Here is a 17511-nt window from a genome sequence, read left to right on the forward strand (position 1 = left end):
GACAATGGCTGTCCACACAAGGATTCCTGGTACAACAAACGAAATATTGCATGAATGTTGTATGATCGAAGCAGGAGGGTGAATTGTTCATGGAAAATTTGACAGCAGAAGAAAAGCAGCAGTCGGTTGAAGCGTTTAAGTCGATTATTCGTAAATCGGAAAAGGCGCTCTCGCATATGAAAACAGATGCACCACAGACGAGGTTGCTTGAGAAGCGAATGAAGGCTGCCCGGATTGGCGCAGAAACGCTTCTTGCCCGTTGGGAAGGCCGGGAATTGGATGTCTGCAAAACAGATTTAATCGAAGCAAAAAAGGAGCTGGCGAGTTTGCTGTTGACACTTCCTTCATTTCTTAAGAGATCAAAAGAGGGCAGCGGGCAGCGTACCTACATTATGAGAAGGATAGAGGCTATAAAAGTTGCAGTTTTCTATTTGGACGATTTGATTGAAAAGATCGAATAAGCGTAATCGGAGGTATGACATGGATTTCATTACACCAAACGAAGCGGTGCTAAAGGCGAAACAGTACCCTAAAAATACCATAACGGCGGGTCGCCGCCATACCGCACTGCTTAAATCCGACGGCACAGTGACAGCTGTGGGTGATAATAAATATGGCCAATGTGATGTGAGCGGCTGGCGCAATATTGTAGCGGTTGCGGCGGGTAATGTTCATATGGCAAAGAACACGGGTAATGCCCATACCATCGGGCTTAAATCGGACGGTACGGTGACGGCTGTCGGTTGGAATAAGCATAACCAATGCGATGTAAACGACTGGCGCGATATTGTAGCGGTTGCGGCAGGCTGGTGCCGTACCATTGGGCTTAAATCGGACGGCACGGTGGTAGCAGCGGGCCGAAATAATGAAGGTGAATGTAATGTAAGCGGCTGGCATGATATTGTGGCGGTCGCAGCGGGTGACTGGCATACCATCGGGCTTAAATCGGATGGCACGGTGACGGCTGCGGGAAATAACCGGTATCGCCAATGCGATGTAAACGGTTGGGGCGACATAGTGGCGGTAGCTGCGGGTTACCTTCATACCGCCCTGCTTCAATCGGACGGCTCGGTGGCGGCTGCGGGCTGGAATAAACATAACCAATGCGATTTAAGCGGCTGGCGCGGTATTGTGGCGATTGCGGCGGGTAGCAGTCATACCATCGGGCTTAAATCGGACGGTACTGTGGCAGCTGCGGGCTGGAATGAGTATGGCCAATGTAATGTAAGTGATTGGCGCGATATTGTAGCGATTGCGGCGGGTTGTGCCCATACCGTGGGGCTTAAAGCGGACGGCACAGTGGTTGCTGTAGGTGATAATGAATATGGACAGTGCGATGTAAGCGCCTGGCGCGGCATCCGACTGCCCGGTAAATAGTATTCAATATTTATAACAACTTTCCAAGCAGATAAAAGGGCCGAATCGCTGATTTTACTTGCATAGGTTTTGCTCATGATGGATACAAAGCCGTATCGATCCCGTTTGATAAAGTTCTTGTGTGATTGATAAATGTAATTTTGCTGAAATTCTATTTGACCCTCGCATCATTCCAACTGAATGTTAACGGATTAGGGAATGTTATACGGGGGTGATGCGGGTTAAGCCATTACTATATGTGCCGCCCAATTCATTCGGCATTGGGTGGGGGCAAAAGAATGACCTTGAGGAACTTATACCCCCAAGGTCAAATCTATTATTCTACTTGCTTTATTAAATCTTCAACATCATCAGTTACCCAGTTTTTAGCTTTCAACTCTTTAAGTACTTTTCTTGAAGCCTTTGCAATTGATCATTGAGGTTTCAATGGAATCAACTCCTCCCGATTGCTCATAACCTCAATGAGTAGGTTTGCTCCCAACCTGAACCCATGTAGAAAAGCAGCTTCCACATGCATACTATCCAATCTATCGCACAAGTCAAAATATTCCTCCAGTTCACGAAACGCTTCCTCACCTAACCGTTCACGCCATTGCATCGTCTGCGCTGACACTTGTCGGCTTACAGAACGGTATTCCGGCTGAGACGGAATAATCACCTCGTCGGGGTTAATTTGTCCACGGTAGAGGGCTTCCAATATAGTTTTCATGTTCATCCTCCCATTATTATCATCGCATCGCTTGAATGAGATTCCTGCACATGGTAGGATATTTATGCAGTCTGCTTATCCAAGCGATTGCGGGATAGGAAGTAGCGGTGTTCTTCTCGGGACTCACGCTGCTTCCTTCTTTATTTTTGGAGCTCGTCATACACCTTTTCAATTCCTCTGCGAATTACATCGGAACGGGTCGTATTCAGCTTTTTGGTGCAAGCGTCCAGCTTACTCAAAATGGCTTGATCGACACGTACGCGAATTAATTCGCTTTTGGGATTATCAGACGGTGGACGCCCCATCTTTTTGGACGACATCACTTCACCCCACTTTTTGTGTCCATAACAAGTATATTATTGTAGCAACAAAAAATCAACTCACTCATTAATCCTTGTGCTTGTTTTTTCTCGGCTGGTTAGGCATTTTACAACACAATGCTTCTGTCTTGTGTTACAGCAAGCACTGAATTTGGATATCCAAATTCGCTTGTTAGGGGCATCCGCCCTAAGACCCCTCTGCTTGTGTGATACTCAAAGCACCCGAACCTTGTCGATCACCACTTCAGCACATGTATCACCTCAAGTGAAAAAAGCCCTAAGTTGAATAAGCAAGGGGCTTTCCAGTGGGACACCTTTGACATGCGGGATACACTATAAAAGCAAACTTTTTGAAATTATGCCAACAATTATCCGTACCCGTCAGACAGACTCCTAAGATATAATATTCAATGTCCATCCTACATCTTCTAACCTTTTCTTTATTTTCTCATCTACAAACTCTATCGGCATTCAAGACATAAAAGCGCTTTCACTCGTGTCATAGCTACATATTGACACTTGAGACGACTATGATTAGCCCCGATGGATTTGGGTTTTCTTTTCCTTAAAGATACATTCAATCGTGACTGGGTAGGGATAAAAGAAAAAACCTTGAGGATTGCCTCATTCGTCAAATTTGTTAAGCCAATACATCGAATTTTCTGTACTAGACAAGGATTTAAGTAAATCTAATGTTTCTTCCTTTTTCAGTTCAAGTGCATCTTGTAGCTTTTCCGGAGCCATGTCTCGTATATCTTCCAACATACAGCATTCTTCAAACAATTCAATTATTTCTTTGTTGGCATTATTTTGTTTTAGAAGTTGTCCTACATAAGGACGGTATAGATACGAATATGCATCTTCAAATGTTAATGCTCCTTCAAGCAAGGAATCAAGCATGCCAAGATTTAATATACATAAAAACTTTTGAATTTCGCCTGAATGCTTCAATTCAATTTGTAAATTCAATATACCACTCCTTCATAAAGGCATTTGACTTGACGAGTTGCTCCATCCATTTTTCACCTTGATATTAAACACTTGTTTTACCAGATTCAATAGCAAGCTCGTAGTTCCGCAAGTAATCCTGAATCCCAACTCATATGTCTACTCCTTCATACGTATCCTCGCTGATAAACCGTCCAATACTGGAGTCAAAAATCCCGCGCCTGCGCATGGGAGTAGCCGCTGTAGTAATCACAGCCCAGGCTCGTGTAGCCTAACAAGTTCTCCGGGCCGGACCAGTTCAGGTCGAATTTCTCTGGAGCTTCGGCCACGCCGAATTCGTCGTAACGGTACCGTGCGGACATGTTGCCGCCTGGCCTTCCAGCCCGATGACGCTGCCCTGCGCATCACTGATAATTGAGTGTCTTCGGCTCTGCAGACTTGGCGCAAGCTCCGAATACATAAGACTTCCCCAGTACACAAAAAGAAACCACATATAGTTATAAACTACATATGGTTAGATCCATACTTTTATAAATATTCTTTCCAGATATTATAAAGTTCAAATAGTTGATTTTCATTTGAATTTTTTTCAACTATAGCTAGGGAACTATTATTGACTACTGAAATAGGATTTAACTCCATTTTCTTAAACCCTGTTATTACTGGTCGGTTAATATCCACATGATTTTTAGGCTTGTGTATTATTCCCCATTCCAATGTACGCATTTCATTTAAAAACACTGATCCAAAATAGATACCCACATCAATGATTAATGAGCTCGTAAATTCACTAAACTTCAGGGTGTTGTTAGCGACTTCTTCTTTTAACCAATCAGGAGCAGCATCTACATCTTCTTCTAACTCTTCTTTCGTCTTAGGCACCATCTCTATTCGTTGAATAAACCACTTCCATAGGTTAACTAATGATTCCTGAGATAAATCTAATTCCTCTTTTCCTCCCCCCAATGTTTCTACATAATGTGCGATTAATGTGTCTATTCTCGTTGGTATCTGTAAAACGAACCAATCAAAATATTGTTTGGCTTCTTTTTTTGTCATTATTTCAAAGGGTATAATTTCAAATGGTGCTACTAGCTTCGGATACAAAAGGGATCACCTCATATGTCATATATAATATATTTAATACCCCGTTTAGTTAATTCATCCATAAATCGTACATATTTCACATAACCTACTTTAGATTCGACCGATTCTTTAGGCACCGTATAGAGCTATAACTAATAAAAGAAACCACATGGGCATTAATCACATGTGGTTCTAGCTATATTATTTAAATCTAAATTCCAAACCTCACATTAGTCAATCGGCCATGGCTCAATCGTTTTCACTGCGCTTAGCGGAATTAAAAGCCGTGTATCATCATGGTCTTCCTCAGGCATTATCACGATAGTATTGTTGAATGAATAATAACTAATATACATTCCTATTACATGTAAATTATCAAGAAATGTTATCTTAATATATTTATCTAAATAATTCTCCATAAAAATCTCTTGTTTTTCCATGATACCCCTCCTAATACTACAAGTAAGTAATTTCCATCTTGCCATATCCAAAATTAAAGTAAAGTTATTAAAATTCTTTCTAGTAATCATATTCATTAATGGATCCAGGGAGCTAAAGTTTTTATTGCACTTAGCGGAATTAAAAGCCGTGCATCATCATGCCCGTCTTCAGGTACTAAAACTATGACATTATTAGAATAATAATAATCAACATACACTCCCGTTACATATAAGTTATCAAGAAATGTTATCTTGATATCTTTGTTTATGTAACCCCTCATAAACACCTGTTTATCTTCCATTAAATCCCTCCTAAATAATCGTTGGTTTTCTATCGTCAAAAAAGATATTCCCTCATTCGTCCAAACTTGAACATCATAACAGAAAGTTGTGTCTTTAAAATAATTGTATAAAATGGAAGGAGGATATTCCCCCGCCCTCCACAATATGAACTAATTCAGTTTTATTACAGTACCTGTTTGACTCTTGTGCTTATCTGTAATCCAGTTACCGTACTAGGAGGACTAAATTTGATTCTCAATTTCCAACAGTAATAAGTTTATCATATTGGATGTCATTTCTTGTTGCCTGTTGTAACACACCCGAAAAGTCGTCTAGCAATAATTGCGAGTAATAATCAACCTGTGCAATGTAATTGTTAAGCATCATTTAGGATATTAATAATTTCTCGATTTCATTCTTACTTACTGGTAATATTACTACTTTATCTGCCTGCTCCCAAGATGTTCCATCAATATTCTCAGTCCATCCACAGCTATTGCACTCTAAAATAATCTTTTTATTTTTCTTCGCTAATTCCTCTGCCAGAAGATATCTCATTTCATCGCCTTCACAATTAGGACATGCTTTTCCTCTAATGGTCACCATATCCCACAACCTATTTCCTAATATCATAGCAAAAACTTCTAAATTTTTTGGTTTATTTCTCTCGAATCTCTGCAGTTCGCTAGCAATCGGGAATCCTGGATCTTCAATGACATATATATTAGGGTTTAGATTCGTAAGTATATCCAATCGATTTTTTTTAAATAAAGCTTCCGAAAAATAATGTTTATTATTCCGTAACCATAAAGTTAATACTGAATAATAATTTATATAATTTTTTGTGCCCTCAGGATTCTCCAAACAATCCATGAAACTTTCCCACAAAATAAAATTCATAGAGCCCCCTCCTATTTTGGTGCTGGTACAGGATAAGTTGTTATCAAATTACCAGCCTTATCAGTAAAAATTTTAATCCAAGTAGTTTTCTTTCCACCAAACTTAAGAGCTGAATTCCCAACAACTTCGCCTGTATTTACAATTCTAACATACTGACCACCCTGTATAGCTGTAACCGGAGATTTGACTACATTAGGTCTTTGTAGTATACCTCGTAACGCAAGAAAGCGAAGATAACAAAAAACAGGTCAATCATGGTAGTATCTGACCATAATCGACCTGTAGAGCGTAACGGTATAGCGTTATTTAGGTTATAAAATTCAAGCTTTGATGTGCGTACAAGCAAACTGACAAAATCTTCATACGGGTCTTACATGGGTTATATGAGTTATTGGTTGAATGATGGGTTCATTCGGTACTGGGTAGCCCCACAAAATATAAACCTTGAGAGGCACGAAGCCAATCAAGGGTACTTTGAAATTCGATCGTCTATATTTGATTTTGTCTAATCATATATTCAAGAGTATCTTTTACTTGCATCTCTTCTTCATCTGATAGCGTACATACACTTACTAAACAAACATTCGAACAGCTATCCAGTCCAAAGCATACTCTACCTGAAATAACTTTCTTAACAATTGTATTTTTGGATAGTACCAGATTAACTTCAGTTTTGCTGAGCCAAATTTCAAATGCACCGTTTTCATCCAATCTTCCGTTTTCTGGCCAATTTGACACTTTAAATATTGGGGTACCTTCTTGAACTATATCAGGCCAATTAATACCTGTAGAATCGCTAATAATTTTATCTGAGTGTACAACTGTTACAGTACGAATTAAGCCTGATTCAGAAGAAATACCAATCTCAATTAGGGACTTTTTAAAATCACCAGTTCTCCAGTAAATAGTTGGGTCGAGTATTTCATTCCATTTTCCCCACCTAATCTTTATTGGAATGTATGGGTCAATTTCTAATAATTCTTCTACAATGTTTGCTAGTTTTCTTACGTTAAGCATTTTTATACCTACCTTTTAGTTAGTGGGGGACTTACATACTGTAAATCCCCTAGCACCCAGTTTAAATGATTATTTTCCCCATCCATTGAACTGAGCATGTATTAGTGCTGGCAACTGCCCCTGCTCTCTCGGTGGAGAAAATTTAAACTCCCACTTGCCCACATTCATCAATTCTCCATACTTAATACCATTTTGTGTTGCCTGTTGTAATGAACCTTGAAAATCTGTCAGCAATTGCTGAGAGTATAACTTCGGGTCTATTCCAGGAGTTTTCATAACTTTTGCAACGTCCTCATACATATGCTCTGTTGCATTCCCATGAACCCATACTTTTTGATTTCCGACACTAATCTCAAAAGATTTCGGTATTTGTGTGCCTTCGTATAATGGCTGCGTAGCTTTCATTGAATCCCATACTGTACCAGTTTTACCCGTCCCCTTAGTAACTACCGCCTCACTATCCGTCACCGTAGGACTTTTTATCTTAACGGTACTTACATGAGTTGACCCCTCCATTGCCATAGATGCAATATACGTTGCCAGATTTGCATCGAAAAATGCTGAAACTAGCTCTTCTCTTGCTGCGTTTGCGTTACTCGCGTTGTTTTTGCCAGAACTGTTTCCTGTTAATAACTTAAAGTAGTAACTGTACTGACTCTTTTCCATAAAGTCTTCAAAGCCGTACCGTTCCCATATTTTATTATAATATGCATTATACAGGTCGCTTCCTTTATTCAGTTTATGCGCTATTGCATCATTCAGTAAGAGTCTTAGTTCGTTTACATCATAAGGCTCCCATGGCTTGTTCCCACTTGGATCCGTATACCGCAGCGGATTGTTCTTAACATACGCATACAAATTCAAACTCAGCGGATCGTTCAGCTGGCCTTCATACGTATCCTCGCTGATAAACCGTCCAATGCTGGAGTCAAAATCCCGCGCCTGTGCATGGGAGTAGCCGCTGTAGTAATCATAGCCCAGGCTCGTGTAGCCGAACAAGTTGTCCGGGCCGGACCAGTTCAGGTCGAATTTCTCCGGAGCTTCGGCCACGCCGAATTCGTCGTAGCGGTATCGCGCGGACATGCTGCCGTCCTGGCCTTCCAGCCCGATGACACTGCCCTGCGCATCACTGAGATAAAAGAGTGTCTTCGGCGTGCCCGCCGCTGCGCTAGCACCGCTGGCCCCGGCCGCCGGTTCCCAATCGTTGCTCTTGTCTCCGCTGACCAGATAGCTCATGCTGATCCGCTCTTCACCAGCTCCGTAGACATAGGACTGCTTCCAGTTCTGTCCTGCAGCTCCAGTAGCCATCAATGGCTGCGGAATACTCATAGTGATATCATTGGTAAAATAAAGCTCGAGCTGCCGTTTCTTAAACTGCGGCTCCCAACCGTCACGGTTACCCGCAGGGTTGCCGGGCAGGTAAGCATCCTGAACCGCACCGTCACCGACGGTGGTCCGCATGCTGACCCGGTTGCCGTCACCGTCATACTGGTATGTGGTGATGTCGCCGTACGTATTGGTGTTTTTGATCAGGCGGTTCGATGCATCCCAGCGGTTGCTCTCCAGCACCTGCGGACCTGCGGCCAGTGCAGCAGCCTGAAGCAGCACATCCAAGTTCAGGACATTGTCAGCTCCATAGACATCCTCTTAACTTCAGTGTCGGTAGCACCCTCAGCCTCAGGCAAAAGGGCGGAGGAGCCATCGTCAACGGATCTTGTTGGTACGTACAGAGAATTTTAAGAATATCATAAAGGAATGGATATTGGTCGCCCTCCGCCCATTGTCCTGTCGGGTCGAGGAATCGGATCATTGTTCGCATAGGTGTACAAATTCAGACTTAAAGGATTATTGTCTTCTCCCCAATAACTATCTTCTGACTTGTTGGAGCATCGAGTTCCTTTCCATTGGTGCATGTTCCTCCCTGTACGCGATAAAGTAAACAACTCTGATATGGGTAACGGTATGTCAAAGGCTACATCGCATCAAACAAACAATATGGCTGTGGCATTGTCCTTTAATGGCTTAAGCCAAGAATAGAAATGAACGAGACTATCAGGGTGACACTCGATTCTTAGCGTGTTCTTTCTCGACTTTGGAACGAAGGTTAATTGATAAGAGATATGCAGGTAATGCCCAACATCTCTTATATGCAAATGGTACTTAACCCCCTTCTCCTTCAAGCGAAGACTAGCGTTTAATTGCTCACAAAGACGTAACCGAAAAGGATTAAAAAAATCCCAATACACGTCTGTAAACTCTACTACAATACGGTCAATCGAATGTACTCCTTCCATGTAGCCCCCAACCGAAATTATTTAACGAATTCCGGACTATATTAACGTATCCTTACCTGTATATGTTGACTGGTAGTCACCAGATTGTGCCTACACGATAACCATCGTTACAATGGCAGTTAAGTTGCGAACAAATTGCCACGCTTCGCCGAATGATCTTACTATCAGTGGTCGTTCTATCCATCGTGAAAGTTGCAATCCAAGTTCCACCACCGCCAAGATAAGCACAATCTGTTACAGATGTGATAGATTTGGAAAAACTGCAAGAAATTGAACCTAACAAAAAACAGGTCAATCATGGTAGTATCAGACCATAATCGACCTGTTTTTTGTAACTCTTTAGCGTTAAGTAGGTTATATTTTCAAGCATTACTATACGTACAAACGAAATGACTAAATCTTTATACGGGTATTACATGGGTTATATGTGTATTGGTTGAATGTTGGGCTCATTCGGCACTGGGTAGCCCCAAAACCTTAAAGAAATAAGAATTCCTTGTTTAACGCACACTCGATCAAGATTGAAAGTGATATAGAATTAAGATACTATGAATTCCTCTATTGGTAATATATTCCCGTTATCATCATCAATATAGATGCCCCGTGGAAAATTGTCTTGGGATAATATTTGTTTCATCAATTTTCCATTCGTATACGTCATCATAATGAAATGAGGATTTGGAAAAGGAATTCGCTTTATATCATCTTCTTCATAATCATTAATGATATCTTCCACACTCTCATAAAACACATGATCGTTACCATAATCTACAACAAATCTATTCGTATTAAGACTGGTGATTGTATTCTCACCATCATGTTGCAGATCACGAATTAGTTTTAGATTAAAATGTTCATTGCCTATTAGAATTATCCATTGCACGTCTCATGCTCCCTTCCTTGTTATCTACCAACATAATTAATTAATTCCTCTTGATTTGTAAACACACGGAATCCTTCTTTTTGAAGCCCTTTTACAACAGCGGAATTTGGACTCTGATCAGGTAAATAAACAACAACTTCTTTACTCGTACTTGTGGCAGTATTAATTGCTTGCCGCGTCGCACCTTTTCCGCCACCTTGTTTAACTTGTATTATCGCATTATCAAGTTCAATATCATAATCAGTTAATGGAGTTCCATCCTGCCTATAAACTTTTTTATTAACATCGACAACTTTTCCTGGGTATCTTGCTTCAATTGCATTTGCAGTTTCGCCTACATACTTGTCGGTTGAAGTAAAAGTCCTAACTTTTACCCGTCCCCTTAGTAACTACCGCCTCACTATCCGTCACCGTAGGACTTTTTATCTTAACGGTACTTACATGAGTTGACCCCTCCATTGCCATAGATGCAATATACGTTGCCAGATTTGCATCGAAAAATGCTGAAACTAGCTCTTCTCTTGCTGCGTTTGCGTTACTCGCGTTGTTTTTGCCAGAACTGTTTCCTGTTAATAACTTAAAGTAGTAACTGTACTGACTCTTTTCCATAAAGTCTTCAAAGCCGTACCGTTCCCATATTTTATTATAATATGCATTATACAGGTCGCTTCCTTTATTCAGTTTATGCGCTATTGCATCATTCAGTAAGAGTCTTAGTTCGTTTACATCATAAGGCTCCCATGGCTTGTTCCCACTTGGATCCGTATACCGCAGCGGATTGTTCTTAACATACGCATACAAATTCAAACTCAGCGGATCGATCAGCTGGCCTTCATACGTATCCTCACTGATAAACCGCCCAATGCTGGAGTCAAAATCCCGCGCCTGTGCATGGGAGTAGCCGCTGTAGTAATCATAGCCCAGGCTGGTATAGCCGAACAAGTTGTCCGGGCCGGACCAGTTCAGGTCGAATTTCTCCGGAGCTTCGGCCACGCCGAATTCGTCGTAGCGGTATCGCGCGGACATGCTGCCGTCCTGGCCTTCCAGCCCGATGACGCTGCCCTGCGCATCACTCAGATAAAAGAGTGTCTTCGGCGCACCCGCCGCCGTGCCAGCAGCGCTGGCTCCGGTCGCCGGTTCCCAATCGTTGCTCTTATCTCCGCTGACCAGATAGCTCATGCTGATCCGCTCTTCACCGGCTCCGTAGACATAGGACTGCTTCCAGTTCTGTCCTGCAGCTCCAGTAGCCATCAGAGGCTGCGGAATACTCATAGTGATATCATTGGTAAAATAAAGCTCGAGCTGCCGTTTCTTATACTGCGGCTCCCAACCGTCACGGGTACCCGCAGGGTTTCCTGGCAGGTAGGCATCCTGAACCGCACCGTCACCGAGGGTGGTCCGCATGCTGACCCGGTTGCCGTCACCGTCATACTGGTACGTGGTGATGTCGCCGTACGTATTGGTGTTTTTGATCAGGCGGTTCGATGCATCCCAGCGGTTGCTCTCCAGCACCTGCGGGCCTGCGGCCTGCGCAGCTTTCAAGAGCGCTTCGGGAGTTAGAGCCTTATCGCCGTAGACATCCCCTGTTACTCCTGCTTTAACATCCGCATCCGGCAGACCGGATAATGAAGCTCCTTCAACATCGGTTGGTATCGTTCCGGCAGGGCTTGAGGCTGGATCTGGAATCGATGACAACGGATCTAAAAGCTCAACCAACGGATCTGTAGCCGCGGTTGTGGCTGCATCATTTGCGTCCGCATTTGTAGCAACGGCTGCACCTGCACTTGTACCTCCACCTGCGCTTGCACTTGGGTCTGCCTTGACCTTTGCATCCCCGCCCGCTTCCAGTCCGCTTGTCCCAGTATTCGAGTAGACACTGTCCGGCACTGTGGTCTTCTGCGCCCTCGTCTTCGCCGTGAACAGGCCCAGAGCCGCTTCGCTGTCGATACCGCTCACTTCCAGCAGATTGCCGCGCTTGTCGTAGGTGTAGTCCTTGTAGTCGCTGCCTTTTTCAAAATGGGTCAGCTTGTTCGCCGCATCGTAGGTGTATAGTTCCTTGATGGTGGTTCCGGCTCCGGTGGTTTCTTTCCCCAGCCGGTTGCCCACGGTGTCATAGGAGTAGACGACCCTGGAGCCGTTCTGCTTCTGCACTTGAACCAGCTGGTTCAGCGCATCGTAGGCATAATCCGCAATGTCCGCCGGACGCGGCGTTCCAGCAGGATTGTCCTCATCGCTTCCGCCTTCTTGGCGTTCACTGCGGATTTTATTGCCTGCCGGATCGTACACATAGGTCAGCTGCTCCAACAGTGCGCCGCCTGGGGCCGTATGCTTCATCTCCAGCAGTTGTCCCGCCCCGTCATAGCTGTAGGTGCTCTGACCTTTGTTCGGCAGCAGCTTCTCCTTCAGACGGCCGGCTGCATCATACAGGTAACTGGTGATCCCGTTCTGTGCATCCGTTACTTGCTTGATGCGGTCAAGCTTGTCATAGTCATAGCTGACCACGGTATTATCCGGATAAATGATCCGGCTGCGCTGTCCGGTTGCAGTCCACTCATAACGCACGTTGTTGCCCCGCGGATCTATCACCGAGGTTGGCCGGTTGAGTGCGTCATAGGTGTACCGGGTGTCCCCGGTGCTGTCAGTCATCAGGGAGCGGCGTCCCGCGAGATCATATTTATATTTTACCGTGAGATCGTTGCCGTACTGAATCTGTTCCACTTGATTGCCCTTATTATAGGCATAGACGGTTGTATTGCTGTCCGGTTCTGTGACCTTCTGCAGATTGCCGTTCTCATCATAGGCAAGGCTGGTTATCTCCTGCAGCGGATTCACCGATTCAATGACCCGGTTCAGTGTATCGTAGCGGTAGGATGTTACAGCTCCGAGGGCATTGGTTTTGTCCAGCAGGTTGCCGGAGGCGTCGTAGGAGTATTTAGTGGTACTGCCTTCCGCATTCTTTACTTCTGTTAATCTACCCAGCGGATCATACGTAAAAGCCGTCTCGTGATGATTCGCATTCACGATCTTCTCTACATTGCCCTGCGCGTCGTAAGCGTAAATGGTTTCGTACCCCAGTGCATTGCGCACCCGTGTATTCCGTCCCAAAGCATCGTATTCGTAAGTAGTCTTCTGTCCTGCCGCATCCAGGAATTCGGTCATTAGTCCGCGCGCATTGCGTGTGACTGCAGTTTCCTCTTTCAGCGGATTAATCGTTCCCGCATCCAGACTCCGGCTGTCATATTTGGTCGTCCAGATCGAATGGTTGGGATCAATCACTGCGACCTGGTTGCCGTTCTTGTCATACTGGTATTCAGTTACCGCACCAAGTGCGTCCGTTACCTTCACCAGTTGTCCCAGCGCATTGTAGTCATAGTAGGTGCTGTTGCCGAGCGCATCAGTCTCTTTGATAGTATTGCCTGCTGCATCATAACGGTAACGCGTCTTGGCTCCAAGCGGATCGGTTACGCTCAGCAGTTCATTGCGCTTGCTGTACGTGTAGGAGGTGATGTTGCCCTTCGCATCCTTTTGGGTGAGCATATTTCCGTTATCATCGTAGGTATACGTGTTGGACTGGCCTTCGGCATCTGTAACTTCCTCCAGCTGTCCGACGCTGTCATAGTTGTAAGCCGTGACTGCTCCCGCTTCGTCCTTCGCTTCTATGACGCGGCCGAGCGCATCATAGGTCTTGGTGGTGCTGTTTTGAAGCGCGTCCTCTGTGCTGCTCAGACGGTACACCTGATAATTGCTGACCGTCTTACTACCAGCTTCGTTAGTGTGTTCCACAGGATTACCGTTCGCGTCGTAGGTAACGCTGCTTGTCTGGTCCAGCGCATTCGTAACCGCAACTGCACGGTCTTTCTGGTCATAGTCGACAGCCTGCAGCTTGCCTTCCGCATCCGTGATCTTAGTTGTCCGGTGCAGAGTATCGCGTTCAATAATTGTCGTGTATCCGCTCGGGTCTTTGATTTCCTTGGCGAATCCGTCAGCATCGTTAGTGTAGGCCGTTGTGTGTCCTTCGGCATCCGTAACGGAGACCGGGACCCCGGCACTGTCTCTGGCAATGGTGACCACACCGCCGAGGGCATCCGTGCTTTTGACAAGATTGCCTGCTGTGTCATATTCATAGGTGGCCCGGTTGCCCAGAGCATCGATCTCTTCAACCGGACGGTTCATTGCATTATAGCGGGTGAGTGAAGAGTATCCGCTCTCGTCTGTCGTCTGCGTCAGATTCCCGCTCTCGTCATAGGCAAATTTGCCTTTGTTGCCGTTAGCGTCTGTAATTGTCTTTACGCGGTCGCTGCTGTCATAACTGTATTTGACGACGGCGCCATTGGCCGCTTGCCGCTGAGCAATCTGGAAATGATTATTCCATATATATGAAGTATCCTGATGAAGCGCATTGGTCCATGTAGTCTTGTTCGCGGTAGTGGCGATTGAAGAGGCTAGTCCGGCAGGGCTCGCCGCTGCAGAAATTCCGGAACTGGCACTTCTCGCGTTTTCGGAGCTTGCACTGCCGGCTTTCTCCGGACTTGCACTGCTGACTTTCCCAAAACTAGCATTGTTGGTGTTCACGGAACCAGCACTGCCGGCACTGCTCTGCGGATAAGTCAGAATCGTTTTGCCTGAGCCAACCCCGGTACGGACAACTGGAGTCTGGTTCGGGGTCATATCTCCCCCAAGCACGAACAGCCCGCCCGTCTGCACCTTCAAATTATTATTAACACTGACGTTGTCGCGGACGAACAGGTCACCGCCGGTCACGGTCAGATTCGCCGTCTGGTTGTTGGACACAATTCCGCCAACGGTCATTTCCTGGGCAATGTTCATCTCTACGCGTGTATTGATCGACAAGTCCCCGGCAATAAGAATCCGCTGGGCATCAATGGTCAGCCCGCCGCTGTTGTAGGTCAGGCTACCTGTTTGCAGCGTATCCCCCACTTTTACGGAAGAATCATTATTGAGATGGATGGTCCCCCCGGACCACAGATTGCCGTATAAGCCCTGAACCTTTTGCACATCGAGCGCAAGCTTGGTGTTGGCGTTAAGTCCCTGCTTCAGAATCAGCGTGCCGTATACACGCACGGTGATATCCTTGTTCGTATTCATCCCGTCCACGATCAGGACGACAGGCTTGCCCGGTGACCCGAACGTTACGCTCTCTTCAACATTCAAATGGCCCGAACTCACAACAGCCGGTGATGCGCTGCTGGCCGCTATCGCACTTTGAATGTCAGCAATCCCGCCCGGAGCGGCAACCGCTGAGGCACTAAAAGCATTCCGTTTGCTCTCGATCGTTCCAATGCTGCCTGCCAAATAGTCAGCTATGAGCGGCTTCAGCCCTTCAACCTTCCGGTATGCAGGTGCATGGGCCAGATTATTCATCGTCCCGGACAAAATCACCTCATTAGATTCCGGTATATCCCGTCCGTTCGCAGGATCAATTCCCGTCCCGCCGCCTTCAGGCTCTTCTCCCCGGACCACTGGGGCCACACGCCCCTCATAGGCGGAGGAACTCGTATTGCCATAGAAATCGGTGAAACTGGTCACGCGCTGATGGTCATCATAGGCAACACTCATCACCGCAGTTCCTTTGGCGTCGGTTACGCTCAGTACGTGATGGTTGTCATCATAGGTAAGCTTGGTTGTGGCCCCATCCACATCAGTAATCGAGGTCATGTCTCCGCTTGCCGGATCATAATGAAATGACATCTGTCGGCCGGTTAGATCACTTACAGCAATCAGTTTTCCTGCCCCGTCATAGCTTAAGCTTAGAGAAGCCCCGGCTGTACTGACTTCTTCCAGCTTCTTACCCTGATAAGCAAAAGCGATCTGATTCCCGTTTAAATCCGTGACCGATTGCAGCAGCCCTTCACCATTGAACCGGTAAAGATCGCCTTGCGGCGATGCAAGGGTATATTCCCCTGAAGAAGGGGCACTTAGCGTCCAGTCGGTACCTCGCGGTGTCAGATACTGGCCTCCCGCCAAAGGCACGTATTCAAAAAGCGAACCGTCCGGGCTCATGACTTCCACCTTGCCGCCGTTCAGCGGGTTCAGCTTCCATTCATAGCTGTGATGCCACCCCAGTCCATTAACCCCCTTGTAAGGGTCACGGCTTAAATAGCTCAGTCCGAATTGCAGCGGCATCAAGGCCTGCAGACTAATCGAATCGCTGGAGTAGACAAAATCCCCCCGGGCCGGATCAACCGGCGCCTGCCCCGACGGGTTCACGATCCGCAGCCGGTCCTGGATGGCCGCTTCCGTAAATTGCGTCAGATCCCCGCTGGAAATAGCACGGGCAGTTTGAGGATCTGTCAGCAGAATAGAGGTCAACCCGCTGATTGTTCCCGACGAGGCCGCAGACTGGTTCAGTACAGCGATGTCCTTGGCTTTTTCTTTCATTGCCTGAACAGAATCCAGCTTATAATAATAGGCAGCCAAGGCTTCCAAGCTCAGCGTAAAAGCGGGCATAGGCGCACGCAGCACCGCAAGCGGCTCCGAATACCCGGAGAACTTACCGTCCTTCTTCGCTCTCGCCGTAATATGCGCCGTTACGCCCGGTGTGATCCCGAGCTGCTGACTCCATTGTCCTGCGCTGTTGACTGCAACATTGGGGTACAGCTTGTCTTCTCCGCTGGAGGGATAGTAGAGCTCCACTTCCAGCAGCGTTCCGGGTTCAGCAGTCCCTGATACTACAGATTGTCCTGAGGCCGCAGGTCTGATCTGCAAGGCTGCCGGTGGCTGCACCTCGTCACCGCCAAGGATTTCGAAGCTGGCGATTTGGCCGTAATACACACCAGAGCCGTTATATTCAGCAGGAGAGATGCAGATGTTATAACGCCCTTCGTCCAGCGGCACGCCTCCGATCTTGCCATCCCAGACATATTTATGAACGATATATTGCCCGTCCTTCTTCGTCGGATACACGCCGCTCGTAATCAGATCCCCAAGGAGCGGAGCAGAACCGTCTTTTTGCGGAGTACACAGGTTGATGTTAGTCTCATGCTGGTCCTGGCCGTCATCCGCTGCGTTGAAGCTGAACGAAATTTCCACACTTTTACCGGGTCCCGGACTCAGCTCACTCGGTTCAATCCGCATATTGGTAGCCGCATAGGCAGACGATGTGAGCTTGGCAATTCCCGGAAGAACCGGGATGTAAGATATGACCAGCAGCAGCGCAAGCATGAGGTTCACACGCGCCTTCAAGCTGCCGCTGCGCCATTTCCTTTTTAATACTCGGAATTTCATAGACCGATCT

The 17511-nt window shown here is 46.0% G+C and carries 14 protein-coding genes; 2 read left to right on the forward strand and 12 right to left on the reverse strand.

The genetic code is table 11. The features are described 5' to 3' along the window. Positions 1 to 89 precede the first annotated feature (89 nt). Both PRIO_RS22620 and PRIO_RS22625 read left to right on the forward strand, forming a co-directional pair. A complete protein-coding gene (locus tag PRIO_RS22620) occupies positions 90 to 461 on the forward strand; it encodes a hypothetical protein (protein WP_020432348.1) in 372 nt (123 codons plus the stop codon). A gap of 19 nt (positions 462 to 480) precedes the next feature. Beyond that, on the forward strand, positions 481 to 1377 hold the full coding sequence (locus PRIO_RS22625) for an RCC1 domain-containing protein (RefSeq protein ID WP_046504792.1): 897 nt from the start codon (positions 481 to 483) through the stop codon (positions 1375 to 1377). 412 nt (positions 1378 to 1789) lie between these two features. On the opposite strand, the gene PRIO_RS22630 is transcribed toward PRIO_RS22625, so the two are convergent. The 12 genes from PRIO_RS22630 to PRIO_RS22685 all read right to left on the reverse strand — a co-directional run bounded on the left by PRIO_RS22630 (position 1790) and on the right by PRIO_RS22685 (position 17501). Further along, a complete protein-coding gene (locus PRIO_RS22630; RefSeq protein WP_020432341.1) occupies positions 1790 to 2086 on the reverse strand; it encodes a DUF6809 family protein in 297 nt (98 codons plus the stop codon). Between the two features lie 140 nt (positions 2087 to 2226). Beyond that, positions 2227 to 2406: a ribbon-helix-helix protein, CopG family gene (locus tag PRIO_RS22635; protein ID WP_020432339.1), complete on the reverse strand. Its 180-nt coding sequence runs from the start codon at positions 2404 to 2406 to the stop codon at positions 2227 to 2229. A 624-nt stretch (positions 2407 to 3030) separates the two neighbouring features. Next, entirely contained in the window at positions 3031 to 3375 is a 345-nt protein-coding gene (locus PRIO_RS22640; protein ID WP_046504795.1) for a DUF3969 family protein, read from the reverse strand. A gap of 185 nt (positions 3376 to 3560) precedes the next feature. Further along, positions 3561 to 3716 carry a hypothetical protein gene (locus tag PRIO_RS36185; RefSeq protein ID WP_167345654.1) on the reverse strand — a complete coding sequence of 52 codons (156 nt, stop codon included), beginning with the start codon at positions 3714 to 3716 and terminating at the stop codon, positions 3561 to 3563. A gap of 166 nt (positions 3717 to 3882) precedes the next feature. Next, on the reverse strand, positions 3883 to 4413 hold the full coding sequence (locus PRIO_RS22645; protein WP_167345655.1) for a hypothetical protein: 531 nt from the start codon (positions 4411 to 4413) through the stop codon (positions 3883 to 3885). Between the two features lie 257 nt (positions 4414 to 4670). Then, the gene (locus PRIO_RS22650) at positions 4671 to 4880 is read right to left on the reverse strand and encodes a hypothetical protein (RefSeq protein WP_046504801.1); all 210 of its coding nucleotides are present in this window, start codon (positions 4878 to 4880) and stop codon (positions 4671 to 4673) included. Positions 4881 to 4975: 95 nt separating this feature from the next. Then, positions 4976 to 5182, reverse strand: coding sequence for a hypothetical protein (locus PRIO_RS22655; protein ID WP_046504804.1), 207 nt, complete (start codon positions 5180 to 5182; stop codon positions 4976 to 4978). A gap of 367 nt (positions 5183 to 5549) precedes the next feature. Continuing rightward, entirely contained in the window at positions 5550 to 6062 is a 513-nt protein-coding gene (locus PRIO_RS22660; protein ID WP_046504807.1) for a hypothetical protein, read from the reverse strand. 489 nt (positions 6063 to 6551) lie between these two features. Further along, positions 6552 to 7079, reverse strand: coding sequence for a hypothetical protein (locus PRIO_RS22665; protein ID WP_046504810.1), 528 nt, complete (start codon positions 7077 to 7079; stop codon positions 6552 to 6554). A 69-nt stretch (positions 7080 to 7148) separates the two neighbouring features. Continuing rightward, positions 7149 to 8687, reverse strand: a complete 1539-nt coding sequence (locus tag PRIO_RS35020; protein WP_231869964.1) for an RHS repeat domain-containing protein — start codon at positions 8685 to 8687, stop codon at positions 7149 to 7151. Positions 8688 to 9911: 1224 nt separating this feature from the next. Next, positions 9912 to 10256 carry a hypothetical protein gene (locus tag PRIO_RS22680; protein WP_046504813.1) on the reverse strand — a complete coding sequence of 115 codons (345 nt, stop codon included), beginning with the start codon at positions 10254 to 10256 and terminating at the stop codon, positions 9912 to 9914. 363 nt (positions 10257 to 10619) lie between these two features. Next, a complete protein-coding gene (locus PRIO_RS22685; RefSeq protein ID WP_231869738.1) occupies positions 10620 to 17501 on the reverse strand; it encodes a DUF6531 domain-containing protein in 6882 nt (2293 codons plus the stop codon). Between the last annotated feature and the right edge of the window lie 10 nt (positions 17502 to 17511).

The sequence above is a fragment of the Paenibacillus riograndensis SBR5 genome, assembly GCF_000981585.1.
Taxonomy (GTDB): Bacteria; Bacillota; Bacilli; order Paenibacillales; family Paenibacillaceae; genus Paenibacillus_AQ; species Paenibacillus_AQ riograndensis.

Excerpts from the sequence above, each read along its gene's own strand:
- PRIO_RS22650 (WP_046504801.1), bottom strand. The coding sequence starts at position 4,880 with ATGGAAAAACAAGAGATTTTTATGGAGAATTATTTAGATAAATATATT.
- PRIO_RS22665 (WP_046504810.1), bottom strand. The coding sequence starts at position 7,079 with ATGCTTAACGTAAGAAAACTAGCAAACATTGTAGAAGAATTATTAGAA.
- PRIO_RS22630 (WP_020432341.1), bottom strand. The coding sequence starts at position 2,086 with ATGAAAACTATATTGGAAGCCCTCTACCGTGGACAAATTAACCCCGAC.
- PRIO_RS22660 (WP_046504807.1), bottom strand. The coding sequence starts at position 6,062 with ATGAATTTTATTTTGTGGGAAAGTTTCATGGATTGTTTGGAGAATCCT.
- PRIO_RS22655 (WP_046504804.1), bottom strand. The coding sequence starts at position 5,182 with ATGGAAGATAAACAGGTGTTTATGAGGGGTTACATAAACAAAGATATC.
- PRIO_RS22625 (WP_046504792.1), top strand. The coding sequence starts at position 481 with ATGGATTTCATTACACCAAACGAAGCGGTGCTAAAGGCGAAACAGTAC.
- PRIO_RS22620 (WP_020432348.1), top strand. The coding sequence starts at position 90 with ATGGAAAATTTGACAGCAGAAGAAAAGCAGCAGTCGGTTGAAGCGTTT.
- PRIO_RS22635 (WP_020432339.1), bottom strand. The coding sequence starts at position 2,406 with ATGTCGTCCAAAAAGATGGGGCGTCCACCGTCTGATAATCCCAAAAGC.
- PRIO_RS36185 (WP_167345654.1), bottom strand. The coding sequence starts at position 3,716 with ATGTCCGCACGGTACCGTTACGACGAATTCGGCGTGGCCGAAGCTCCA.
- PRIO_RS22685 (WP_231869738.1), bottom strand. The coding sequence starts at position 17,501 with ATGAAATTCCGAGTATTAAAAAGGAAATGGCGCAGCGGCAGCTTGAAG.
- PRIO_RS22645 (WP_167345655.1), bottom strand. The coding sequence starts at position 4,413 with ATGACAAAAAAAGAAGCCAAACAATATTTTGATTGGTTCGTTTTACAG.